The organism is Rossellomorea aquimaris (assembly GCF_008180865.1).
GTDB classification, from domain to species: domain Bacteria; phylum Bacillota; class Bacilli; order Bacillales; family Bacillaceae_B; genus Rossellomorea; species Rossellomorea yichunensis.
In genome coordinates this window covers 46,328-69,898 of sequence record NZ_VTEX01000001.1, presented here as the reverse complement: position 1 = coordinate 69,898, position 23,571 = coordinate 46,328, and the positions used below count along the sequence as shown (strand labels likewise).

Sequence of the window (23,571 nt, the reverse complement as noted above, 5' to 3'; positions counted from 1 at the left end):
CAGTCCATCTATTTAGAACACCTTTACCTAAAAAGGAAAACAGCAGTTCCAGGATTTCACCTGGAACTGCTCTGCCAATTTACAAATATTTTCGTTGTACGCTTCTTCCGTCATAGGTAAATAACATATCACGGTTCTCCACATGGGTTTCGATATGGACCGGTCTTCCCCACAGCTGATGCAGATACGGTAAAACTTTTTCTAAATACTTAATATCGAGCTCCACGTCTTCAAACCAGTGCTTAAGATATAGCTCCCCGCTCTTCATATAATCCCCATCATTTACGGTAATGTAAGGGAAACCGCCATTGACCCTCATGCCTACCAGCTGGTCCCGTACATGAGTCCATTCTTTATCGACGATTTTGTAGTCCTTTCCTTGCTTCTGGAATAAATACATATCTTCTCTCGTAACAAGATCCTTCGTTAAATAGTTCCGTAAGAAGGAAATGTCAGATTCAATCTCACGAACCTCAAACATCTTTTCTCGCCCTGAATTTGGTTTCACCCCACGCTTTTTCATTTCATCCGTAGGGTTGTCGAAACGATCTTCAATATCTTCAAAAATCTTCAATCCTAAATAATATGGATTGATCTGCGTACGGGAAGGCTGTACTACACCTGCATTCAGCTTTGCAAACTCGATGGACTCACCACTCGTCAAATCCATTTCACGGATGATGCGCTGATGCCAATACGAAGCCCAGCCTTCATTCATGATTTTCGTTTCAAGCTGCGGCCAGAAATATAGCATTTCTTCCCTCATCATCGTCAGTATGTCCCGCTGCCAGTCAGACAACTCCCTGCTATACTGCTCAATAAAAAGGAGAATATCCTTTTCCGGCTGTGGCGGGAACTTCTTCTTCACTTTCTTCTTTTCCCTGCTCTTCGGTTTTTCATCCAACGACCACAGATCGTCATAAGGAGTCGCATGAGTCACTTCTTCCTCAACCCACTCCACGTCATCCATCGTCCACGACAACTTCGGGCGCATCAATGACGGATCAATATGCTCATCCACGGCAAGCACGGCATCGAGGAAGTTTTCAACCTCCTGCTTCCCATGCTCGATCTCATATCTTCGCACCCGTTCCGCAGTAGCCGCCATACTTTCCACCATATCCCGCTTCGTATTCTGGAATCGCACATTATTCTTAAAGAAATCACAATGGGCCAACACATGGGCAACAATCAACTTATTCTGAATAAGCGAATTCGAATCCAATAAAAAAGCATAGCAAGGATCCGAGTTAATCACGAGCTCGTATATTTTACTTAAACCCAAATCATATTGAAGCTTCATCTTATGAAACTGTTTCCCAAAACTCCAGTGAGAAAATCGGGTCGGCATTCCATAAGCACCGAATGTATAAATAATTTCAGCAGGACAAATCTCATAACGCATCGGATAAAAATCAAGACCAAACCCGGCTGCAATCTCAGTAATTTCCCCTATCGCATTTTGTAACTGCCTTTGTTCCTCTAAATTCATCGCCATCCCCCTCTTTATACTCTTATCTAAATGTATGAAGAGAAAAGGGATTTGATGAAAAGAAAAGCGGAAGGGGCTCGCACTGGGGCGACAAGCATAAGGCGAATCCGCAAAAAAGGCGCTCTTTGCCTTTTTTGTGGATTTGACTTATGACCTCGAGCCCCAAGCCCCTGGAGCTGGACAAGAAAAGCGGAGCCGGGTTGGTCAGGCCCGACAAGCATAAGGCGAGGTCGCTGAAAAGGCGGCTTTTTGCCTTTTTGGCGACCTTGCCTTATGACCTCGAGGGACTACCCGGCGGAGCTGGACATGAAGAAAAGCGGAGGCGGCTTGGTCAGAGGCGACAAGCATAAGGCGAATCCGCACAAAAGGCGCTCTTTGCCTTTTTTGTGGATTTGACTTATGACCTCGAGCCTCTAGCCGCCGGAGCTGGACATCTCGAAAAGCGAAAGGCTCGCACTGGGGCGAAGCATAAGATGAAGTCGACAAAAAAAGCTGCTCCCTATCACGAGTTGGGAACAGCTTTTTTTATCGATGTTATGTCCGGAAATTCTTTTGAAGCAGCATAACTGGAATGAGAGTACCCACCAGTAAGAGTGCTGATAGTGAAAAAATCATTGAAATACTTAGTACTTCAAGAAGCAGCCCTACTCCAACAGAGGATAACCCAAACAGCAATGTGGTTAACGCTCCTTGAGCAGCATAGATTTTCCCGAGCTCTTCAGGTGGTGCACTTTCCTGCAAATACGTCTGAAGAACGACATTTTTAATTTGATCAAACAATCCGAACACAAAGGATAAAACAAGTGCAAGGAGAGCAACCTTATTCCAGGCAAAGACGAGTGTCACACTTGAGGTAAAGACCATGCAAAGCGGGAGCCATCTATGCCTGTACTTTGAAAACAAGCCGTGAAGCTTAAAAATCAAATACGAAGCAAGAACCAAGCCTACAAAGAAGCTGGAGTTGATGAACCCCCACCATTCTTCTCCTCGCTGCAATTGCAGATCAACATACAAATACAAAACAGCCGCAATCCAAACGGTGCCTGAAATCGACTCTAACCCGTAGATCCAAAACACGGGAACTAATCCCTTTCTCTTTCTAACTTCTGACCACCCTTCTCCAAGCTGTTGCCACCAAACTTTCCTCACTTCTAAGCTGGTACTTGGGATAACAGGCAGCTTCATCATAAACAGGGTACTTGCAAGAAACAAAACTATGATCACGATAAAAAGATTCGTTTCATTTATGAGCGATAATAGGATTCCACCTAATGCCCAGCTTGAAAATTGTATCGTCTGATCGACGGTGGATAAAAACCCGTTCGCTCCCATCAACTCTTCCCGTTTTACAAGAAAAGGCACATACGAATTCCTGGCAGGCAATGCCCATCCATCTAAAAAAGAAATGATACTCGCACACCCTAAAAAGAACCACACATTTTCAATATTGAGTACTATTAATAAGAGGAAGAAACATAAGAAGAATGTTTTTCCCATTTGAGAGTAGGCAATTAAATTCTTCATTTGCGTGCGATTCAACAGAAGAGGTGCCGCCATGCTGCTTATGAATCTCGAAAACGTAATCACCAAAGGAACGGCCGTCATATAAACAGCAGAACCCGTTATATTGTATACAAGGGAGATTAACCCTACAATGTACAAAACATCTCCCATATTTGCTAATGCTTGACCGAACCAAAGATTTCTAAATGCAGTGGAATGCATATCTTTTCCTCCCTCTATTCAGTTTTTATTTAGGTGAGAAAAAGATGGCATCACATTGGACCAAAGAACCCCTTTCAAAATCAAAAATAGATTATGTATAGGTTTATTTTAGCAAATGGTTTCAATCTTTGCAGAGAATACTTTATTTTATGCTCTCCGAACAAAAAAAGCCTTCTATTTAGAAGACTTTATCTGTTGCACCTATTCCTGCACCGTAATGTTCAGTATTTTTTCATTATCAAGATCGTGTACGACGACTACAAGTACCTTTTTCTCTGCATTGTTCTCTTGAACGGTAAATTCAAATGAATCGGCCACTTTGTTTTCGGTCATTTTCTTTCTACCCTGGTATTGATAATCCTTCACAGCCTGACCAGGATAATCTTCTTTAATGACGGCTGTGGCAATCCGGCCAAATTTTTGATAATCCGTTGGTTGAGCATTTGCATGACTTGAAAATAACAGAAAAAACACGGTTGATGCAATCGCTATGACTTTCTTCATTATCATCACCTCTGTTTACTTTTCATTAATAGGATGAATTAATTTCACTGATTTATTCACCCAATAGTAGGAAAGCCAGCATTTGCAACATAACCAACTTTTACAGAGAAATAAAAGCGGTTTTCTCCATACAATATGATTACCCCTTCAAAAGGAGGGAAACCAAGTGAACAAAGTCGATTACGATCGGGCCTTGTATTACACTCACCGATCAGAATGGGATAACCTGTTGATCCTCATGGTGAGAACGAAGGATGACCTTCTTTCGAAAAGAATTGAACACTTCTTACATGCGTATCATTTTTCTAATGATTACACGGTTGTAGAGCGTAACCTATATACGCTTTTACGATATATTGAACATGCAAACTTCACCTATAGTGTCGAGCAACCACTTGAGGAAACCTTTGCAGAGATGTAACAAAAAGAGAATTCCACCTACGGCTGATCCAATTAGTATGCGCTAATGGATCAGCTTTTATTATTTTGGATTGTATAAATTGAACCAAATAAAAAAACCGGCACAATGCCGATTTTCCCGATTAAGACGATATTTCACTTTTCACCAGTTCAGCCGCTTTCACATACACCTTCAGTTCCCTCATCAAGTCATCGACTAATTTAGCAGGTTCTTCTAAGAGTCCGTCCCCTTCATAATCAAAACAGTGTGGATCAAGGATGAGCTGCTTTGGAATGACGTTTGCATACACTCCACGGCCGACGATGCGAAGGTTGTTCAAGCAGTTGATCCCGCCCTTTCCTCCACCGGCACATGCAAGTAGTGCCACTGGTTTGTGGGCAAATTGCTCGCTGCTCAGGAAATCGAGTGCATTTTTCAATGTCCCGCTCATACCGCTGTGATATTCAGGGGAAGCTAGAATGACGGCTTCTGCTCCCTTCACTTTTTGTTTAAGTGCTCGAACGGATTCAATCTCTGGTTGATCCTGCTCTCCGTTGTACAAGGGGAGTGACCCATCACTTAAGTCGATAAGGTCACAGTCATACGTCCGGGCAATGAATCGAGATGCAATTCCAGTACGCCCGCGTTTTCTTGGACTTCCGTTAATAATTACAATACTCATATAGAAAAATCCTTTCCTGTTTAGTTTGATGTCAATTGATGTTTAACGGCATACAATGCCGCTTGGGTTCGATCAGTTACTTCCAGCTTGGAAAAAATGTTTGAAATATGAGTCTTGACGGTTTTTTCCGTTATAAAAAGGCTGGAAGCAATCTCTTTATTACTCTTCCCTCTCGTAAGCTCAATCAAAACATCCTTCTCCCGTTTGGTAAGCTCATGGATTTTGTGGGGTGGTTCTTTTCTGGAGATACGGGTAAGTAAATGGTTGGTTGCCTTAGGATGGAGAGAGTTTTCCCCGGATAGTAGCTTCCGGATGCTATTCACTAATTCATCGGGTTCAATATCCTTTAATTGGTACCCGGCTGCTCCTGCTTCAATGGCAGGAATCACGTGATTTTGATCAGAAAAGCTGGTGAGCATCAAAATTTGAATGGCAGGGTGATTCTTTTTTATTTCCTTTGTTGCTTGAATTCCGTCCATGACCGGCATCATTAAATCCATCAAGATGATATCGGGTTCAAGTGTTTCAGCTAAACGGACGGCTTCTGCCCCATTTTTTGCTTCCCCTACGATATCCAGATCCTTTTGTGTTTTCAAAAAGAAGACAAGACCTCTTCGTACGACGTGATGGTCATCGGCTATTAACACTCTGATCATGCTTGGCACCTCCTAATACGGTATTTGAACTATAATTGTCGTTCCTTTCCCAAGTCCACTATCTATCGTTAAATCCCCGCCAATACTTTTCACACGTTCTCTCATACCTTGAATTCCCACTGAGGGCAAAGACTGTTTCCTGTCATATTGAAATCCGTATCCTCTATCTTCAATCGTTAATCGAATTGATTGTGCTTCACTTTTTAATGTATAGAATATGTTCTTTTCACCCGAATGTTTTTTACAATTATTCAGGGCTTCCTGACTGACACGCCACAATACTTCCTCTATTTTAGAGCTTAGGCTTAGGACTCCCTCTACTTTCAATTCAAGGGTTAAACCGAGCATGTCTGCGTATCCTTTAGCAGCCTCGACCACTCCGTTTTCCAAACCATGGGGCCTTAATTGCCAGATGAGGGCACGCATTTCCGATAGCGCTTCCTGGGCAAGGCTCTGAATGGTCTTGAAGGTGTCCTTTACTTCTGCTTCCCCGGTCATCTCCGCTCCTCCTCTTGCCGTTAACGTAAGGGAAAACAACAGTTGGTTCACAGAGTCATGAAGATCTCTTGCCAATCGGTTCCTTTCACCAATAAGAGCGACTTCCTGCTCCTTCTTAGTCAGCATAATACGCTTAATGGCAGAACCGATTTGAAAGGCAACCGATTCCAGAAGAGCCAGTTCATCAGTAGAAAAGTGGGTCTTATTGGGAGCTGCGACATTCAATAACCCAAAGGATTCATTTCCGGACTGAAGGGGGACGGTTGCATGATACGTTATTTCATCCGTATCCCCTCTGTTTTCTTCGATGGCCTGCTCAATCCGCTGACATTCGATGATATTGGATGCTTTCGTCAGCTTTCCATTTCGAAAGCGATTGACACACCAGCAGCCGCCTTTTTTCATCAGCTCACAATTCCGGTCGGATAGTGACTTTGGGAGATTTTCATGGGAGACAAGCTCGTGACTTCCTTCCTTATCAATAAAGAAAATCCATCCCGTCGTGAAGCTTGTTCCTCTGATCAACTTCTTGACAGCACCTGAAAGCATGGAAGAAAGCTCTGTTTCATTGTTCAGCAATTCGGCTATCTCTTTCAAAAGCCCGATATTTGAAAGGGATTCTTGATTCATCTTCATCTTCCTCTCCAATCCTTCACTACCATTATATAGATTTTACACAAAACCGGTATTCTCAAAAAGAATGAAACGTTCTACGACCTTTGACTGAAAACATCTGTTCTTTTTTTTATCCAAAAAAACAAGAGATGCACCTGCACATCTCTTGTTTTGTATTACGCAATGCAATACTGCTGTAAAGGCTTTACGCCTCTCCTACAGATGAACTTACCATCGTTTCCACCTTCGCCATGATGGCTTCTTGCAGAGCATGTAATTTATCATCGCTATCGCTTTGTGTCTCACCAATCACGCTGAAGTAGAACTTGATCTTCGGCTCGGTTCCAGATGGGCGTAAGCAAATCCATGATCCGTCTTCAAGATAGTATTTTAAAACATTGGAAGATGGAAGATGAATGATTGATTCCTCACCTGATTGTAAATCGACTTTCTTACTTACTTTATAATCTTCCGATGAAATGACCTGCATACCTGCGACTTCGTTCAAAGGCTCGTTTCTGAAGTCCTTCAGAATCCCCTGGATTTGTTCAGCGCCTTCTTTTCCTTTAAGAGTCAAACTTTTTAATCCCTCTTGATAGAAACCATGCTGATCAAATAAATCATTCAGTACATCATATAGGGTTTTGCCTTGCTTCTTATAGTAAGCTGCCGCTTCTGCTGCCATCAGCACGGCTTGAATGGCATCTTTATCGCGTGCGAAGTCGCCGATTAAGTACCCATAGCTTTCTTCATAACCAAATAAGAAGGAGTATTCGCCTGATTCTTCATACTTTTTGATTTTTTCACCGATAAATTTGAAGCCTGTCAGTACATCCTCCACTGAAGCTCCGTAATGTTCTGCCACTTTACGGCCTAATTCGGATGTAACGATGGTTTTGAATACTCGTCCATTTTCAGGAATCATATTTTTTTCTTGTTTACGTGCCAGAATATAATTCAATAGAATAGCACCTGTTTGGTTTCCAGTGAGAAGGATATACTCTCCTGATTCATCTTTAACGGCTACACCCAATCGGTCTGCATCGGGATCTGTCGCAATCAGGATATCGGCGTCGATTTCCTTCCCGTCACGGATGGCATATTCAAACGCTGCTTTATCTTCCGGGTTCGGGGATTTCACAGTCGTAAACTCAGGATCTGGAATCGCCTGCTCCTTTACAATGTGAACAGACTCATATCCTAAAGCTTTCAGACCCTTTTCAGCCATCTTTAAAGCTGTTCCATGTAATGGGGAAAATACGATTTTCAGATCGACTTCCTTTGCGATTTGCGGTTTTTCAGAAATCGAGATCAGATGCTCCAGGTAAGATTGATCAATCTCTTCACCAATCATTTTAATCAGGCCGGATGATTTCAATTCTTCTTCGGATTTAACTTCAATTTCCAGCTCATTTTCCACTTCATTCACTTTATCGATAACGGCATCGGCTACGTGTGGAGGCAGCTGGGCTCCATCCTCACCGTATACTTTGTAACCATTATATTCAGGTGGATTATGGCTTGCCGTGACCACGATTCCAGAGAAAGCCTTTAATTGTCTAAGGGCAAATGAAAGCTCCGGAGTTGGCTTCAGTTCGTCGAACACATATGTTTGAATACCATGTGTAGCAAACGTCTTAGCTGATTCCATGGCAAATTCAGGAGATTTATAACGGGAATCGTAAGCGATTACAACTCCGCGCTTTTTAGCCTCTTCCCCTAGTTCTTCTATGTATCGTGCTAATCCTTCAGAGGCCTTTCTAACTGTATAAATGTTCATTCGGTTGGTTCCAGGACCGATTTCTCCCCTCATTCCACCAGTACCGAATTCCAGGTTTTTGTAGAATGCATCTTCTAAGCTTTTCTCGTCGTCTTTCATTGTTTCTAACAGCTCATTCACTTCTCCATCAAGATGTAAGTAGTTGCTCCATTTTTCCCATGATGTTTTCCAACTCAAAACGATCCCCTCCTAATGCTGTATAATAATAAATTCTATCACATATTGTAGAAATCCTGCTAAAACAATCCGTCACATGTCGACAAGATTCGTTCCGACCTTATTTTAGCATAATTTTTCTAAAAAGAATTTGTCTTTTTTTCTCAAAAAAAGCCTCACTGAACAAATCAGCGAGGCTTATACTGAATTACTTTTTATAAGTCACCCCATACACATCATGGCGGCGATCTTTCAACTGGCGCACCGTACCCGATTGACGCTGGCGGCGCAGGACTTCGAGGTCGACGTCTCCGATCATGACCATTTCGATGTTCGGATTCGTCTCTCCGACAATTCCATCACGGGCAAATTCAAAGTCAGATGGAGCAAAGATACCTGATTGAGCGTATTGAATGTCCATGTTTTCTGTTTGTGGAAGATTCCCCACGGTACCGGAAATGACCGTATAAATCTGGTTCTCGACAGCACGGGCTTGGGCACAGTATCTGACACGGAGATACCCTTGGCGATCTTCTGTACAGAATGGAGTAAAGATGATCTTCGCCCCTTTGTCAGTTGCGATACGGGCAAGCTCGGGGAATTCGATATCATAGCAGATTTGAATCGCGATCTTCCCGCAATCCGTGTCGAATACCCTTACTGAATCTCCAGGGCTGATTCCCCACCATTTTCGTTCATTTGGTGTGATATGAACCTTGTACTGTTTCTCGATCGTCCCATCACGACGGAACAAGTATGCGATATTGTAGATTTCATCGTCTTCTTCCTTAACGAAGTGAGAACCCCCAATGATATTCACGTTGTAACGAACAGCTAAATCCGTGAATAATTCGATATATTCCTCAGTAAAATCCGTCAGCTTTCTCACAGCTAAGCTCGGTGACTGGATATTCAAGAATGACATAAGCTGAGTCGTGAAGATTTCAGGGAACACGACGAAATCAGATTTTGCATCTGATGCTACATCTGTGAAGTATTCAACCTGGTTCGCGAACTCCTCGAAGGAATTGATTTTACGCATCATGTATTGAACAACACAGATTCTGACAGGATAACTTGTTTTAAAATGACGCTTGCTTGACGGACGGTAATCAACGTTATTCCATTCCATCAGCGTGGCGTATTTATGTGATCGTTTGTCATCAGGTAAATAGTTCGGATTGATCCGCATCAAGGTGAAGCCGTTTAATAACTGGAAGGATAGTACAGGGTCATAGATCTTATGACGCCCGACTGAATCCACGTACTCCCTTGGAGACATCTCCTCTGAGTGTTTATGGTAGTTCGGGATGCGTCCCCCGATGATGATACTCTTTAAATTCCATTGTCGTGCAAGATCCTTCCTTGCTTCATATAAACGGTGTCCTACCTTCATGCGTCGGTATTCAGGGTGCACCATGACTTCGATTCCGTACAGGTTATAGCCATCGGGATTGTGATTCGTTATGTAACCATTATCCGTTACATCATCCCATGTATGGCGGTCGTCATACTCGTCAAAGTTAATGATCAGACTCGAGCATGATGCAATAATTTCCCCTTCTAATTCGGCGACAAGCTGACCTTCCGGAAACACGTCCAAATGACTTTCCAGATGCTCCACCTTCCAGGGATCCATCCCTGGGAAACAAACAGACTGCATATTGATAATATCTTGAATGTCCTTATGTTCCATTGGACGAATGATCATTTTCTTTTCAAACTGTGATAAGTCTAGTTTTTCTGCCATCTATGATCTACTCCTTCATAAAATACCTGAATTATATACCCTTATAGTGCACTGTTGAAACAAAGTTCATGACAATCCATCCCTTTTATTTTAGCAAAGGGGTGTGGATGATTTGAAGAAATTTGATTTGGCGTTAAATGTTCAACTAAAAGAAGCACCCTCATTCATGGGTGCTTCCTTCCATTACCCTTTAAAATAGTAAGCCGTTGCTTCCCAGGGGTTTAAAGTAAATTCATCTTTTTCATGCTTTTCTTCGTTTGTTATGAGGATTTCAGCCTGATTGATATCAAAAGAAGCGACGTTATCAATGACCTGTTTTTCTCCGGATACATTGCAAAGAACAAGAATCTTCTCGTTTTCATATGCTCTCGTATAGGCATATATTGAAGGATGATCTGCATAGTGAAGTTCGAATGATCCGTATGGGATAATTTCATGCTCTTTACGAAGAGCAATCAATTTTTGATAGTAGTAAAAAATGGATTCCGGATCTTTTAACGCTTGTTCGGCATTGATTTCTTTGTAGTTCGGATTAAGGGCAATCCAAGGTTCTCCTTCAGTGAACCCTCCCTGGTCCTCACTGTTCCACTGCATAGGGGTTCTTGCGTTGTCTCTTCCCTTTACATAAATGGACTTCATGATATCTTCCGGATTCATGCCTTCCGCTACTTTTTCACGATACATATTCAGGGTTTCGATATCCTTATACTCTTCAATGGAAGAGAATCGGACATTCGTCATTCCGAATTCTTCGCCTTGATAAATGTAAGGCGTCCCCTGCATCAGATGAAGAAGTGTTGCCAGCATTTTGGCAGATTTCACGCGGTACTCTCCATCGTCACCAAGTCGTGACACAATCCTTGGCTGATCGTGGTTGTTCCAGTACAAACTGTTCCAGCCCTTCCCGTGAAGTTCTGTCTGCCACTTCGTTAAAATGGTTTTCAATTTTACAAGGTCGAAAGGAATGACGTCCCATTTCCCTCCTGGTCCCGAGTCCACATCCATGTGTTCGAACTGAAATACCATATTCACCTCATTGCGGTCTTCACCTGTGTAAAGTACGGCTTCATCCGGTGTCACACCCGGCATTTCACCAACTGTCATCGCGTCATAATGGGATAAGACCTCTTGATTCATTTCCTTAAGGAATTCATGAATGCGCGGACCATTCATAAAGTACTCATGACCGGAAGCATACATCTTCCCTTCAGGATTAGGCGCATCAGGCAGTGTTGGCACTTTCGAAATGAAGTTGATGACATCCATACGGAAACCATCGGTCCCTTTATCCAGCCAGAATTTCATCATGTCGTAGATTTCCTGACGTAGCTTCGGGTTCTCCCAGTTTAGATCCGGCTGCTTTTTAGAAAAGAGATGCAAGAAATATTCCTTTGACGATTCATCATATTCCCAAGCAGAACCGCTAAAAACAGACTCCCAGTTGTTCGGTTCTTTACCACCTTTTCCTTCACGCCAAATGTAATAATCACGATATGGATTGTCCTTTGATTTCCTGGATTCCACAAACCAGCCGTGCTCATCGGAAGAGTGATTCACCACTAAGTCCATCACAAGCTTCATACCACGTTTATGCATTTCGTTTAGCATTTCTTCCCAATCAGTCATCGTGCCGAACTCATCCATAATCTTTTTATAATTGCTTATATCATAACCATTATCATCATTCGGAGATTCATACACAGGAGATAACCAAACCACATCAATCCCCAGTTCTTTCAGATAATCCAATTTTGAAATAATTCCTCTAATATCACCAACGCCATCACCATTTGAATCCATGAAGCTGCGAGGGTAAATTTGATAGACGACCGATTCTTTCCACCATTGTTTTGTCATATGTGATTCCTCCTGTTAGGTCAATTCAAAGAATAAAACGTTTTCTGCAAACGTTTGCATAAATCGTTAAAAAAATATCATATTTCTTCATAAAGATTTCTCATTTTACATTTATAATAATAACATACTATAATTTGATAGAATATACTAAGAAAGGAATTCTATATGAATAAAAAAGCAGATTCTATGTTGTTCCTTGCATGGGCTTCCTCTCTTATCGCAACTATGGGGAGCTTATATTTCTCTGAAATCATGAAGTATGAACCATGCGTATTATGCTGGTATCAGCGTATTTTAATGTATCCGATGGTCATTCTATTAGGATTGGCTTACGTTCGTAAAGATTTTCAAGCGGCTTTTTATTCTACTATTTTATCGGGAATCGGCCTTCTCGTCTCCTTGTATCACTACTCTATTCAAAAAGTTTCAATCCTAACAGAGAGTGCACCTGCCTGCGGACGGGTCCCATGTACAGGCGAATACATCAACCTGTTCGGCTTTATCACCATCCCATTCCTGGCATTGACAGGTTTCCTTATCATCTTCATCGCAAGTGTAATTGTATTAAAAGCATTAAAGGAGGACTATTAGATTGAAGAAAATCATCATATTTCTAGTAGCGATTGTCGCATTATTTGCTGCCATCGCTCTCATCACAAGCATGCAAAACAATCAAAAAGCAGAAGGAAATAAGTTTAAAAAAGCGAATCTTGAACCGGCCACCGTCGAACTGCTGGACGACCCGAACTATCAGAATGTGATCCTTCCCGAAGAGCTGGAAGAAAAATTAAAGAATAACGAAGATGTGACTGTGTATTTCTACAGCTCATCCTGTATTCATTGTAAGAGGACTACTCCTATACTTGCTCCACTTGCCGAAGACATGGGAGTCGATATGGTTCAGTACAATCTACTTGAATTTGAACAAGGATGGGACCAATACCGAATCGAATCCACTCCAACACTGGTACATTTCGAAGGTGGAAAAGAAGTAGCGAGAATTGTAGGAGAACAGCCTGAAGAAGAATTTAAGAAGTTTTTTGATGAGAACGTTACGAAAGAATAAATAAGCAAAAAAAAGAGGGGCTGACTTTTCCACGAGTCAGCCCCTTTCAAGTGAGGAGGAATTTCAAGATGAAGATACTGTGTATCTTCAAAATCAACTTATTACAAGCTATTTTCCCCTCACTGGAATCTTCTAAACATTTTTATTCGAATTTTCTAAAGTATCAAACTTTTCCAGACGTGATTTCTTTAAACAAGCAGCTGGTTATCCGCTCTAGAATAAATACTTAAATTATGCTTACAATCAGATTCTACACTGAATTGATCATACGACAGTGGGAAAAACATACCAAACCCTTGAAGAATTTCAGCATTGTGGTAAAACATTTCTTCATACACTTCTTCATTTGAACCGCTCTCGACAATGGAAATCAGTGTTTGTAGGCTTGAAATTACCTGGAACGCTTCTTTAAGGGTTCCGAAGTATTCAAAGTTTCTCGTTGTCGTATGTAATACTTGCATATCATCAAATTGCTCAATTTCATCATCTGTGAAATAATCAGGGAAAATAGTACAATACATGTACTGTATGAGCTCTTGAATTTTATCTTCCTGTTCATGTGTTGATGCTAGTAAAACTTTCACCGTCATAACCCACCTTTGTAATGGTTGTAATCTCTCTGTAATAGATATATTAAGGATAACATAGAAGTAGAACCAACAGCGTGGTAATTATACCCATGAATTGGGTTGAATAGGTGTTAAATTAGGCTTTAATACCCACAATAGTATAAGATTTTTGTCATTTGAAGGAGTTTTTTGATGAAAACACAGAAAAAAGGAGAACTATTTGAACTAGTCATACCAGATAAATGGAAAAATGTAACGATTGAAACAATTCTTAGAAATCACTGGCAAGCACCTAAGAAGCTGATTCATTCCATGAGGATGGAAGGTGATATTAAAGTGAACGGGGAATCGATTTCCTGGACCCAGCCCCTTTCTCAGGGAGATACGCTTCAGCTTCATTTATTTAAAGAAGTAGAATACGATGTCCCACCGACCTATGGAGAAATCGATGTTCTATTCGAAGATGACCATCTGATTGTCGTCAACAAACCTGCGGGAATTGATACTCACCCAAACCATCCGAATGAGACGGATAGCCTTGCAAATCTGGTGGCCTTTCACTATCAAGCCCAGGGAGAAAGCTCCCGCGTCCAGCACATTCATCGTTTGGATCATGACACTTCGGGAGCGATCATCTTCGCCAAGCACCCTTTAAGTAAAGCGATTCTTGACCGCCTCCTCACTGAAAGACAGATCAAGCGTACATACCACGCTCTCGTCCATGGTCGATTGAAGCAGAAAAAAGGCACCATCTCTGAACCGATTGGAAGGGACCGCCATCACAATACCAGAAGAAGAGTTTCACCTTCTGGTCAGGGTGCGGTCACTCACTACAAGGTGCTGGAGGATAGAAATTCTTATACATTGGTGGAGGTCCAGCTTGATACAGGACGCACCCACCAGATTCGCGTCCATATGAGCCACATCGGTCATCCTTTAGTCGGAGACACATTATATGGAGGAAAGCCGGTTTTCAAAAGGCAAGCGTTGCATGCAGCACAGATTTCATTTCCACATCCCCTGACTGGCGATTGGATTGAGTGTGAGGCTGATTGTACCGATGATGTTGGATTGTGAGAACAAAAAAACGAGCCACTCTCTTTCGTGAGAGACTCGTTTTTTATATAATATTTATTTCAATCCGTTTTTCACCGCTTCAGCGATTTGGATCGTACGACGAGTTTGGTGTTTCACTGCAGGCTCTACGGATTCAACCATATTGCCCTCTTGATCGACTGTTACACTCGTTCCGTACGGGTTTCCTCCTGTTGTAAAGCTTGATTGGTCTGTGTACCCTGGAGCCGCTATGATTGCACCCCAGTGCATCATAGTTGTGTATAGAGCCAGAACCGTCTGCTCTTGCCCACCGTGTGAGTTGCTCGCAGATGATGTGGCACTTACTACTTTATTTGCAAGTTTCCCGTTGAACCATAGACCTCCAGTAGTATCCAGGAAGGCTTTTACTTGAGAAGGAACATTTCCGAATCGTGTTGGAACGTTGAAAAGGTAAGCGTCTGCCCATTCAAGATCGTCAAGTGTCGCAACAGGCACGATATCTTTTGTTTCATTATAGTGCTTTTCCCATGCCGGGTTTGAAGCGATTGCTCCTTCAGGTGCAGTTTCTTCAAAACGAAGTACCTTCACTTCTGCGCCTGCTTCTTTCGCAGCCTCTTCTGCCCATTTTGCCATTTGATAATTTGTTCCCGTTGAACTGTAGTACATGATTGCTAATTTTACGTTAGACATAGTCGAAATCTCTCCTTTAAATATGGTTTATATATAGTAAATAAGTGAAACACCGAATCTGAGTGCAGGTAAATCAATCAACATTCACCTGCATTATTCATTTGCTACCTAATTTAAAATAGTGATGTTGGATTGCACGCCGAGTTTCTGTGTTGGATTTCCACATCAGATAATTCCTACTGAAAAAACCTTATCTAAAATAAGAGTGCGTCTATAGAAAATGATCCTGCCCCTACCAGTGCTACCCCTAGAGCAACAACAATGAGCATCACATTATATTCTGTACCATTTTGTGTTACCCAATAACCATTTGGTCCGTGAACTTTCACAATCGCTACAATCATCGTTCCAATGATAAGTAACGCTGCTAATGGCGTCAGGAAACCTGCAGCGAATAGTAATCCCCCTGCAACTTCAGAAAGTCCTGCAAGTAATGCCATCGTTTTTCCCGGCTGGATTCCAATGGACTCAAAGAAACCACCTGTTCCTTGTAGTCCGTGTCCACCAAACCATCCAAATAACTTCTGTGCTCCATGAGCAGCGAATGTTAACCCCACTACTAAACGAATAACCAATAAACCGAACGCAGCTAATGCTGTCATCTTACTTCCTCCTTTATGTTTTCCCATCGAGATGTAGCTTCAAACATTTCAAATTCAATTATTCTCAAATCATTTATCTTGGATTTGAGATATATGCGTAAAAAAAAGAATACATGTTATCTCGAATGTAATTATTTTGATTTCGAGATAATTGTATAATACTCCTCACTTCTCTGTCAATAACTATTTTACAACTTTTTAATAAAGGGTACCTGAAAGCAGTAGGGCAAAAATAAGAGGTCCGTCCCTCTTCTGGAGGGACGGACCTCTTTCATATATATATCGATTAGAAATCGAAGTTGTCCGGGTCTGGCCCGAAACGTTCGTCGAGATTCAATCCGTTGATTTGGTTCATTTCTTCAAGTGATAGCTCGAAGTTGAACAGGTCTGCGTTTTCTTTGATACGATTTTCATGTACAGATTTAGGAATGATGATGACATCATTCTGAAGGTGCCATCGCAGAATCACTTGGGCAGCGGATTTTTCATGCTTTTCCGCAATGTGATTCAGTGTTGGTTCATCCAGTACACGCCCTTGAGCGATTGGTGACCATGCTTCCACTGCAATATTTTGTGATGCACAGAATTCTCTTATTTTTTCCTGATTCAGACGAGGGTGTAATTCGATTTGATTTAATACAGGCTTTTCATTGCTGTTCTTCATCAAATCTTCAAGGTGATGCTGATGGAAGTTGCTTACACCGATTGATTTCACTAATCCTTCACTCTGAAGTCTTTCGAATGCCTTCCATGTATCATTGTATTTTCCTTCTACAGGCCAGTGAATCAAGTAAAGATCCAGGTAGTCCATATCAAGCTTTTTAAGGCTGGTTTCGAATGCTTTCAGTGTCGTATCGTAGCCTTGATCACTATTCCATACTTTCGATGTAATGAACAGTTCCTCTCTCGCTACTCCACCTTCTTTCACACCTTGACCTACACTTTCTTCGTTATCGTAGATCGCCGCTGTATCGATGGAACGGTATCCTGACTCAATCGCTGTGCGAACAGCCTGCACCGTTTCAGACGGATCTTTCATTTGGTAAACTCCTAAACCGACATAAGGAATTTCGATTCCGTTATGTAGTGTCTTCGTGCTCTGTAAGTTTTTTAACATATTGCATCCCTCCTGATTTACCATTTTACAAATTCACTCAGCTTGTTGCTAATGTTATGATTGAAAAATTCGATTATATACTAAATTAAGGTCCGTCCCTCTCCATGAGGGACGAATCTATTTGGAGCTTCTACCGGCCGATAAATTGCTCTCTTCTCCTCCCGATAAACGCAAGCTTATGCAGGGGGCGTGTCATGGACACGTATTGGAGCTTGATGTCGAGTTCGTTTTCCGGGTTGAATGCTTCATCCACCGCTGCGATGATGACCACATCGAATTCGAGTCCTTTTGACAGATAAGATGGTACAACGACGATTTGATCTTTCGGGATCGATTCCTGTTCTTCTAATAACTTCACTTTCCCAGGCTGCCGATCTTGAAGGATTTCGCTGATTTTTACACAATCCTTCATGCTTTTTCCGATCACTGCAAAGGTTTGGAATCCTTCTTCTCGTCCAGTATCCACCTTCTCCTTTATTATGGCAGCCAATTCTTCCAATTCCACATACTCATCGAAGCTGGGAGAATCTCCATGTCTCACCACTGGATTCACTTTAGGAAAATCATAGGGTAAGAGATTCAGCAGTTTATTTGCTTCCTCCATGATTTCAATTGTGGTTCGGTAACTTTTTTGCAACTCCGTATAGGTCGCCCTTGGAAAAACATCTCTAAACACCGGTTCCCATGACTGAAGTCCACGATAGGAGTGGATTCCCTGGGCAAGATCCCCCACCAGTGTAAACATGTCGGTTTCAAGTGCCCTCTTCAATGAATAAAGCTGCAGATAACTATAATCCTGGGCTTCATCAATGACGATGTTTTTTGCTTTATGAAATTTGTCTATTCCGAACAAGTGGGATTGCAAGTAAAGAAGAATCGCAAAATCTTCTACTTCATACTGTTTTTTCTTCGCGTATCTAAGGGTATAGTGACAAAGCTGTTCAGCTTGTCCCCTGTTTAGCTCGCCTTTTGAGTATGATACAAGACGCTCTGGATCTAAAAACAATTCGATGAAATATTGATCCAGATTCTTCTTCTCAAACTGTTTCATGTACCCCGATACGCTTGTGCGGATGGCTTTCTTGACTTCATCTACACGCTCAGTTTTTTTGTCCAATGCTTTTGATACATAGTCCTTGCGGTTCGCTGCCTTTGACCGCTCAAAGAGAGCTGTTTCGATCCGCTCATCAAAGAACTTTTCAACACCTTCTATCATTTGTTTCTTATTTGTCCGCACATAACTCTGTAAAAGGGCCTTCAGCTTTTCCATCCTGCGATAGATTGGCATATACGTATATTCATCTTTAAAAAGATGAGTGAACTTTTTTGCCGTGTAGAGCTTGTATTTATCAACATAGAAGTCCTTTGATGTATAAAAACGCTGTTCAATTTCTTCTATATAATAATCAAGAATTCTCCTGAATACCTTGGAGCCTTTAAACCCTGAAATCCAGGAGGCAGTCTCTACGTCTTCTCCGTGGGTTTCAATTAACTGAATGAGCTTATTATCTTCTACTAATTTCAACTTTTTCTCTAAGCAGGTCATCACATAATCCGTGAACGTCGTTTGTCTGACACGTTCCACTCCAAGTTCCGGCAACGCCTCTGAAATATAGTCGATGAATAAATTACTCGGAGCTAGAATCATTAGTTGTCTGGGATCAAAATGTTGTTTGTAATTGTAAATGAAATAAGAAATCCGGTGAAGGGCAATCGTCGTCTTTCCGCTGCCCGCCGCACCTTGAACAATGATGGGTTTGTTTAAATCGGCACGGATGATCCGGTTTTGTTCTTCTTGGATGGTGGAAATGATCTCGGTTAAACGATTGCTGGAGCTTTTGGCTAATGAATCCTGAAGCAATTCATCTGTGGTCGTTAAGTCGATATCCCGGATTTCTTCTAACAAGCCATCTTCAATCATGTACTGACGCTTTAATGAAAGATCTCCTTCATATGTCTCGTCTTCCGCTTCATAGGAAACATCACCGATTCTTCCTTCGTAGTAGAGATTGGCTATGGGGGAACGCCAGTCCACTATGATTTGTTCTTGATTTTCACGCTGATACAAGGAGGTCTTGCCGATATAATGCTTCTCTACATTGTCAGCACCCTTATGTTGAAAATCAATTCGTGCAAAGTAAGGCTTGTTCTTCGCTTTAAGGAGGGATTCCAGTTCTTCCTTCGACATCTCAAAAAAGCTTGAGTTGGTCAATATATCGATGTAGGCAGCACTTGATTCTCCCCAATCGATATCTCCAAAAGCTTTCTCCATGTTTTCTTTATACTTTTCCTTGCTTGTCTGGGATGTGTTGATCACAACGTCAATGTAGCGTTTTGTAAACTCTAAGCGTTCTGATTCAGTTAAAAAATCGGGATGAATGGTTGATTCCTTCGTCATACATTTCTCCTTCCAAATGGTAGTAGCCGCAATGGAGAAAAAAACGTCTTATTATTCCACTGAGGTAACGACTCTCAGTGGATGCATATGGAAATCCGGATAAATTATGTAGGCGTTTGGGAGCAGGAATATATATTATCAGATAATTTAAGAAAGTTCAATAGCGAAAAGCGGAGGCGGCTCGCTCAGGCCCGACAAGCATAAGACGAGGACACCGGAAAGGCGCTCTTTGCCTTTTTGGTGTCCTTGACTTATGACCTCGAGGGACTAGCCGCCGGAGCTGGACATATCGAAAAGCTGAAGGGCTTTGCTCAGAGGGGACAAGCTTAAGGCAGGCATGCCGGAAAGGCGCTCTTTGCCTTTTTGGCATGCTTGACTTATGACCTCGAGCCTCTAAGCCCTGGAGCTGGACATACCGAAAAGCGGAGGCGGCTTGCCCAGAGGCGACAAGCTTAAGACGAACCTGACGGAAAGGCGTTCTTTGCCTTTTTGGCTGGTTTGACTTATGACCTCGAGCCTCTAGCCGCCGGAGCTGGACATATCGAAAAGCGGAGGCGGCTCTCTCAGGCCCGACAAGCTTAAGGCGAGGACACCGGAAAGGCGCTCTTTGCCTTTTTGGTGTCCTTGACTTATGACCTCGAGGGACTAGCCGTCGGAGCTGGACATATCGAAAAGCGGAGGCGGCTCGCTCAGGCCCGACAAGCATAAGACGAGGACACCGGAAAGGCGCTCTATGCCTTTTTGGTGTCCTTGACTTATGACCTCGAGGGACTAGCCGCCGGAGCTGGACATATCGAAAAGCGGAGGCGGCTCGCTCAGGCCCGACAAGCATAAGGCGAGGACACCGGAAAGGCGCTCTATGCCTTTTTGGTGTCCTTGACTTATGACCTCGAGGGACTAGCCGCCGGAGCTGGACATACCGAAAAGCGGAATCGTTTGGCGTCAGTAAAATTTAAATAACCCTCCACCTATAAAGATGAAGGGTCTTTCATACGATCCAAAGGAAATACAATCTGAAAACTCGTCCCCTTGCCAACTCTACTTTCAACTGTAATGACGCCTCTCATCGCTTCAATGATGCGATAGGATACCATAAGCCCAAGACCAGTCCCTTTTTCCTTCGTAGAAAAATAAGGTTCTCCGAGTCTTGCCTGTTGTTCAGAGGTCATCCCGATTCCAGTATCAGTGATGGTTATGCTTACGTCCCCTTTCTGAACCTTCGAAAGTATCGAAAGGGTACCTCCTTTTGGCATGGATTCGATCGCATTTTTCATGATGTTGAGAAATGCTTGCTGAAAACTCCTTGTATTGCCGACAATGGTGGCGTCCATGATACTTTTATGTACGTCAACCGATTGCTGGTTGCTCAGGGGCTCTACCATATCAACAAGCTTATTGAGTTGTTCGGAAATTGAGATGTCCTCTACTTGATCAGGGTCCGGCTTGGCAAATGTGAGATAGTCATTGATGATATCTTCTGCCCGGTTCAATTCTGATGATGCGATGGCTAAGTACTGCTCTTTTTTTCCGACTGGAAGATTTTCTTGATTGAGCAATCGTAGAAATCCTTTTATAACCGTTAACGGATTCTTCACTTCGTGTGAAATGCTGGCTGCCAGTTGAGCGAGTACTTCCATTTTCTCTATTTTCACGAGTGCGTGTTTGATTTGAATCTGTTTAAGCAATGTTTCACATATATATGTCAAAATGAGCATTCCCACTGATGGGAGTAAGATGAAATTAATGAGATAGCTTTCATCAATTACAAACACTGTCATGGCATTCGCAATAAGTGCCGCTACGATGGAATGAATGGTAAAGAGAATCACTGAAAATATAATCTTCTTACGGCTCGTTAACCGGTCAAAATGGAACCACTTCATCCCGATCACCGTCAAGAGATAGATCACCACATAAATAACAAATGCTACTAAACTCCAACTATATATCATAGTCCTGGATACCAATAAAACAACTAAAAGTGCGAGCCCTGTGTATGGTCCTCCATACATGATCCCGAGTACAAAAGGAATCATCCGTAAATCATGTACACAGTATGGATTATGATAGATCGGGGAAAGCATGCACAGGATAATGGCAAAACTCAAAGAAACAAGGGTTGCTAACCTTGTATACCAACCATGTATCATCTTTTTTTCAATAAGGAAAAAAATTAAAAAAATACTCAAAATGATATAAAAGAAATTGTTAATAACATCCTGATTAAAGATAATCATACTTACCCTTTGACCTTTCACAGATATTGTCTACTTTATAGAAATTCTACCATACTACTGCAAAAATCGTCACAAATATATTTGTAATCGTGCATTTACATACGAAACCCCTCCTGTACATGTACAGGAGGGACATCAATTTACAAAGTTTTCAATTGTTCTCCAAGGTATTTTGCCAACTCAAGCATCCCGTATTGTCCGTACTTCGCCTCGGCATCCTTGTTGTAATTTGTATTGGTGTTCACATCATACGTGTAGATGGTGCCTTCTTTGTCTTGAATAAATTCAATCCCGGCTACATCAATCCGGTTTTCTTTTAAAAATGCTTCGTAAGACGAAAGGATGCCATGGGAAAAGTTTTCCCTGATTTGGAATTTAGGCTTTTCCTCCTGCTCCCCCACTGGGCAGAATAAATCATCGACCTGGCAGACATCGGCGGGACATAATTCAAATCCTTTTGACGTATCCACCTTCACAGCATACATGAATGTGCCGCCGATGAATTCACAGCGTGTGATCGAAGCGTCCGGTGCTTCAATGTATTCCTGGATTAGCGTCGTGCCATCCAGCGGTTCTTCAAATGCATCACTGTAGACATAGTTTTTCAGTGCGTCCAGTGAATGAAACAACTGAACACCCAATCCTTTTCCTGCTCGGTTATGCTTGGTGATGAATGATGGTTTGTTGAGCTTTTGTGCGGCTTCTATGATCTGCTCTTTTCCAACAGCTGCAATGGTTTTCGGTGTCTTGATGCCGGCAGCGTTCAAGGCCATATACTGATTCACTTTACTCACTTCCAACCGGAGGGCACGACTCCCGTTCAGTACCTTTCTTTCATATCTCTCCAACCATGAAAGAACGCTTTCCGTTAACTCAGGTGCAAAACGATGGTTTCTGGTATGGGAAGATGCACTGATCCGATTATAGAAAACTCCTTCAGGCGGCTCATATGATAACTCGATGAGTCCTTGATCGAGGAACCATTCCTCATAAGGTAAGTGAAGCTCGTCGAGACGAGCCGTTAAATGATTGGTCCATTCACTATTTTCATGAATAATATGAATTTTTTTCAAGATCATTACCCCATTTGTTCGTAGGATTTTTCAAAAATGGTCGTACAACACAAAGTAATCCTACTATAAAAGTAGGATTTAGGTCAATGATCATGAATTTATCTTGGCTTTCTGTCGGTTCTCATCTGAATTTTCATACCACTTTTGGTGAGCTGATCGATTGTTTTCGGGAAATCATCGCTAGGGGAAGGGCTATGATCGTCCTTCAAGATATCCCTGATTTCCTGTAATACTTCAAGGTTAGTCGTTTGCTTCACCTTATATTGCTGCTCTCCGCCTTTCAAGCGGTTGACCACCTTTATCATCAAAAAAATGCTCATGGCCACAAGAAGAAAGTCTACAAGTGCTTGTAGGAACTTTCCCAATTCAATCACCTCTGCTCTAATTCGAAGGTGCAGGCCTTCTAAGTTAATGCCGCCAAATAACATTCCGATTGCCGGCATCATCATGTCTTGAACGAGAGACTCCACAATCTTGCCAAACGCTGAACCAATGATGACTGCAATCGCTAAATCAATTACATTCCCCCTTGAAATGAATTGTTTAAATTCAGACCACATGATGAACTCACCTACCGCTTCATTACTCTTAACATATGGCAGAAACGAGTGAGTTATGAAGACAAGGACAAAAAAGCTACATAAGATA

Annotated in this window: 21 protein-coding genes; 4 read left to right on the top strand and 17 right to left on the bottom strand. The window is 42.1% G+C overall.

The features are described from left to right. Positions 1 to 79: 79 nt before the first annotated feature. The 3 genes from FZC88_RS00400 to FZC88_RS00390 form a co-directional block, all read right to left on the bottom strand. Positions 80 to 1,492 carry a SpoVR family protein gene (locus FZC88_RS00400; protein WP_148968282.1) on the bottom strand — a complete coding sequence of 471 codons (1,413 nt, stop codon included), beginning with the start codon at positions 1,490 to 1,492 and terminating at the stop codon, positions 80 to 82. Positions 1,493 to 2,026: 534 nt separating this feature from the next. Beyond that, positions 2,027 to 3,217 (bottom strand): MFS transporter, encoded by a 1,191-nt coding sequence (locus FZC88_RS00395; protein WP_148993268.1) that lies wholly within the window; start codon positions 3,215 to 3,217, stop codon positions 2,027 to 2,029. A 201-nt stretch (positions 3,218 to 3,418) separates the two neighbouring features. Then, positions 3,419 to 3,721 carry a DUF3889 domain-containing protein gene (locus tag FZC88_RS00390; RefSeq protein WP_148993267.1) on the bottom strand — a complete coding sequence of 101 codons (303 nt, stop codon included), beginning with the start codon at positions 3,719 to 3,721 and terminating at the stop codon, positions 3,419 to 3,421. A 166-nt stretch (positions 3,722 to 3,887) separates the two neighbouring features. Here FZC88_RS00390 and FZC88_RS00385 point away from each other — a divergent pair, with 166 nt between their 5' ends. Further along, positions 3,888 to 4,142: a YhdB family protein gene (locus tag FZC88_RS00385; protein ID WP_044337863.1), complete on the top strand. Its 255-nt coding sequence runs from the start codon at positions 3,888 to 3,890 to the stop codon at positions 4,140 to 4,142. A 121-nt stretch (positions 4,143 to 4,263) separates the two neighbouring features. On the opposite strand, the gene FZC88_RS00380 is transcribed toward FZC88_RS00385, so the two are convergent. From FZC88_RS00380 to FZC88_RS00355, 6 genes are all read right to left on the bottom strand, one after another. Next, on the bottom strand, positions 4,264 to 4,803 hold the full coding sequence (locus FZC88_RS00380) for an NADPH-dependent FMN reductase (RefSeq protein ID WP_148993266.1): 540 nt from the start codon (positions 4,801 to 4,803) through the stop codon (positions 4,264 to 4,266). Between the two features lie 20 nt (positions 4,804 to 4,823). Beyond that, the gene (locus FZC88_RS00375; RefSeq protein WP_148993265.1) at positions 4,824 to 5,459 is read right to left on the bottom strand and encodes a response regulator; all 636 of its coding nucleotides are present in this window, start codon (positions 5,457 to 5,459) and stop codon (positions 4,824 to 4,826) included. 12 nt (positions 5,460 to 5,471) lie between these two features. Next, complete coding sequence (locus FZC88_RS00370; RefSeq protein ID WP_262371782.1) at positions 5,472 to 6,587, bottom strand: GAF domain-containing sensor histidine kinase; 1,116 nt, start codon at positions 6,585 to 6,587, stop codon at positions 5,472 to 5,474. 190 nt (positions 6,588 to 6,777) lie between these two features. Continuing rightward, entirely contained in the window at positions 6,778 to 8,529 is a 1,752-nt protein-coding gene (locus FZC88_RS00365; RefSeq protein ID WP_148993263.1) for a phospho-sugar mutase, read from the bottom strand. Between the two features lie 187 nt (positions 8,530 to 8,716). Beyond that, a complete protein-coding gene (locus FZC88_RS00360) occupies positions 8,717 to 10,258 on the bottom strand; it encodes a bifunctional GNAT family N-acetyltransferase/carbon-nitrogen hydrolase family protein (RefSeq protein WP_148968275.1) in 1,542 nt (513 codons plus the stop codon). A gap of 183 nt (positions 10,259 to 10,441) precedes the next feature. After that, entirely contained in the window at positions 10,442 to 12,115 is a 1,674-nt protein-coding gene (locus FZC88_RS00355) for a glycoside hydrolase family 13 protein (protein WP_148993262.1), read from the bottom strand. A 165-nt stretch (positions 12,116 to 12,280) separates the two neighbouring features. On the opposite strand from FZC88_RS00355, the gene FZC88_RS00350 reads away from it, so the two are divergent. Together FZC88_RS00350 and FZC88_RS00345 are read left to right on the top strand one after the other, a co-directional pair. Continuing rightward, entirely contained in the window at positions 12,281 to 12,706 is a 426-nt protein-coding gene (locus FZC88_RS00350; RefSeq protein ID WP_148993261.1) for a disulfide oxidoreductase, read from the top strand. Position 12,707: 1 nt separating this feature from the next. Next, complete coding sequence (locus FZC88_RS00345; RefSeq protein ID WP_148968272.1) at positions 12,708 to 13,181, top strand: thioredoxin family protein; 474 nt, start codon at positions 12,708 to 12,710, stop codon at positions 13,179 to 13,181. A gap of 188 nt (positions 13,182 to 13,369) precedes the next feature. Here the strand turns inward: FZC88_RS00345 and FZC88_RS00340 are convergent, their stop codons facing one another. Next, positions 13,370 to 13,771: a YhcU family protein gene (locus FZC88_RS00340; protein WP_262371575.1), complete on the bottom strand. Its 402-nt coding sequence runs from the start codon at positions 13,769 to 13,771 to the stop codon at positions 13,370 to 13,372. A gap of 171 nt (positions 13,772 to 13,942) precedes the next feature. Between FZC88_RS00340 and FZC88_RS00335 the strand changes: the two genes are divergently transcribed. After that, positions 13,943 to 14,827 carry an RluA family pseudouridine synthase gene (locus FZC88_RS00335; RefSeq protein ID WP_148993259.1) on the top strand — a complete coding sequence of 295 codons (885 nt, stop codon included), beginning with the start codon at positions 13,943 to 13,945 and terminating at the stop codon, positions 14,825 to 14,827. Positions 14,828 to 14,881: 54 nt separating this feature from the next. On the opposite strand, the gene wrbA is transcribed toward FZC88_RS00335, so the two are convergent. The 7 genes from wrbA to mscL all read right to left on the bottom strand — a co-directional run bounded on the left by wrbA (position 14,882) and on the right by mscL (position 23,483). Continuing rightward, positions 14,882 to 15,496 carry an NAD(P)H:quinone oxidoreductase gene (gene wrbA / locus FZC88_RS00330; protein ID WP_113969462.1) on the bottom strand — a complete coding sequence of 205 codons (615 nt, stop codon included), beginning with the start codon at positions 15,494 to 15,496 and terminating at the stop codon, positions 14,882 to 14,884. 194 nt (positions 15,497 to 15,690) lie between these two features. After that, positions 15,691 to 16,098 carry a DoxX family protein gene (locus tag FZC88_RS00325; RefSeq protein WP_148993258.1) on the bottom strand — a complete coding sequence of 136 codons (408 nt, stop codon included), beginning with the start codon at positions 16,096 to 16,098 and terminating at the stop codon, positions 15,691 to 15,693. 286 nt (positions 16,099 to 16,384) lie between these two features. Next, complete coding sequence (locus FZC88_RS00320; protein ID WP_148993257.1) at positions 16,385 to 17,215, bottom strand: aldo/keto reductase; 831 nt, start codon at positions 17,213 to 17,215, stop codon at positions 16,385 to 16,387. A gap of 130 nt (positions 17,216 to 17,345) precedes the next feature. Continuing rightward, positions 17,346 to 19,613, bottom strand: a complete 2,268-nt coding sequence (gene helD / locus FZC88_RS00315) for an RNA polymerase recycling motor HelD (RefSeq protein ID WP_148993256.1) — start codon at positions 19,611 to 19,613, stop codon at positions 17,346 to 17,348. 968 nt (positions 19,614 to 20,581) lie between these two features. Beyond that, positions 20,582 to 21,763 carry a sensor histidine kinase gene (locus FZC88_RS00310; RefSeq protein WP_187443468.1) on the bottom strand — a complete coding sequence of 394 codons (1,182 nt, stop codon included), beginning with the start codon at positions 21,761 to 21,763 and terminating at the stop codon, positions 20,582 to 20,584. Positions 21,764 to 21,990: 227 nt separating this feature from the next. Further along, the gene (locus FZC88_RS00305) at positions 21,991 to 22,923 is read right to left on the bottom strand and encodes an ATP-grasp domain-containing protein (protein ID WP_148993254.1); all 933 of its coding nucleotides are present in this window, start codon (positions 22,921 to 22,923) and stop codon (positions 21,991 to 21,993) included. A gap of 98 nt (positions 22,924 to 23,021) precedes the next feature. Next, positions 23,022 to 23,483, bottom strand: a complete 462-nt coding sequence (mscL, locus tag FZC88_RS00300; protein WP_148993253.1) for a large conductance mechanosensitive channel protein MscL — start codon at positions 23,481 to 23,483, stop codon at positions 23,022 to 23,024. Positions 23,484 to 23,571: the final 88 nt, after the last annotated feature.

Bases quoted from the DNA above. Each gene is read 5' to 3' on its own strand.
- FZC88_RS00400 (WP_148968282.1), bottom strand. From the start codon at position 1,492: ATGAATTTAGAGGAACAAAGGCAGTTACAAAATGCGATAGGGGAAATT.
- FZC88_RS00395 (WP_148993268.1), bottom strand. From the start codon at position 3,217: ATGCATTCCACTGCATTTAGAAATCTTTGGTTCGGTCAAGCATTAGCA.
- FZC88_RS00390 (WP_148993267.1), bottom strand. From the start codon at position 3,721: ATGAAGAAAGTCATAGCGATTGCATCAACCGTGTTTTTTCTGTTATTT.
- FZC88_RS00380 (WP_148993266.1), bottom strand. From the start codon at position 4,803: ATGAGTATTGTAATTATTAACGGAAGTCCAAGAAAACGCGGGCGTACT.
- FZC88_RS00375 (WP_148993265.1), bottom strand. From the start codon at position 5,459: ATGATCAGAGTGTTAATAGCCGATGACCATCACGTCGTACGAAGAGGT.
- FZC88_RS00370 (WP_262371782.1), bottom strand. From the start codon at position 6,587: ATGAATCAAGAATCCCTTTCAAATATCGGGCTTTTGAAAGAGATAGCC.
- FZC88_RS00360 (WP_148968275.1), bottom strand. From the start codon at position 10,258: ATGGCAGAAAAACTAGACTTATCACAGTTTGAAAAGAAAATGATCATT.
- FZC88_RS00355 (WP_148993262.1), bottom strand. From the start codon at position 12,115: ATGACAAAACAATGGTGGAAAGAATCGGTCGTCTATCAAATTTACCCT.
- FZC88_RS00350 (WP_148993261.1), top strand. From the start codon at position 12,281: ATGAATAAAAAAGCAGATTCTATGTTGTTCCTTGCATGGGCTTCCTCT.
- FZC88_RS00340 (WP_262371575.1), bottom strand. From the start codon at position 13,771: ATGACGGTGAAAGTTTTACTAGCATCAACACATGAACAGGAAGATAAA.
- FZC88_RS00335 (WP_148993259.1), top strand. From the start codon at position 13,943: ATGAAAACACAGAAAAAAGGAGAACTATTTGAACTAGTCATACCAGAT.
- wrbA (WP_113969462.1), bottom strand. From the start codon at position 15,496: ATGTCTAACGTAAAATTAGCAATCATGTACTACAGTTCAACGGGAACA.
- FZC88_RS00325 (WP_148993258.1), bottom strand. From the start codon at position 16,098: ATGACAGCATTAGCTGCGTTCGGTTTATTGGTTATTCGTTTAGTAGTG.
- FZC88_RS00320 (WP_148993257.1), bottom strand. From the start codon at position 17,215: ATGTTAAAAAACTTACAGAGCACGAAGACACTACATAACGGAATCGAA.
- helD (WP_148993256.1), bottom strand. From the start codon at position 19,613: ATGACGAAGGAATCAACCATTCATCCCGATTTTTTAACTGAATCAGAA.
- FZC88_RS00310 (WP_187443468.1), bottom strand. From the start codon at position 21,763: ATGATACATGGTTGGTATACAAGGTTAGCAACCCTTGTTTCTTTGAGT.
- mscL (WP_148993253.1), bottom strand. From the start codon at position 23,483: ATGTGGTCTGAATTTAAACAATTCATTTCAAGGGGGAATGTAATTGAT.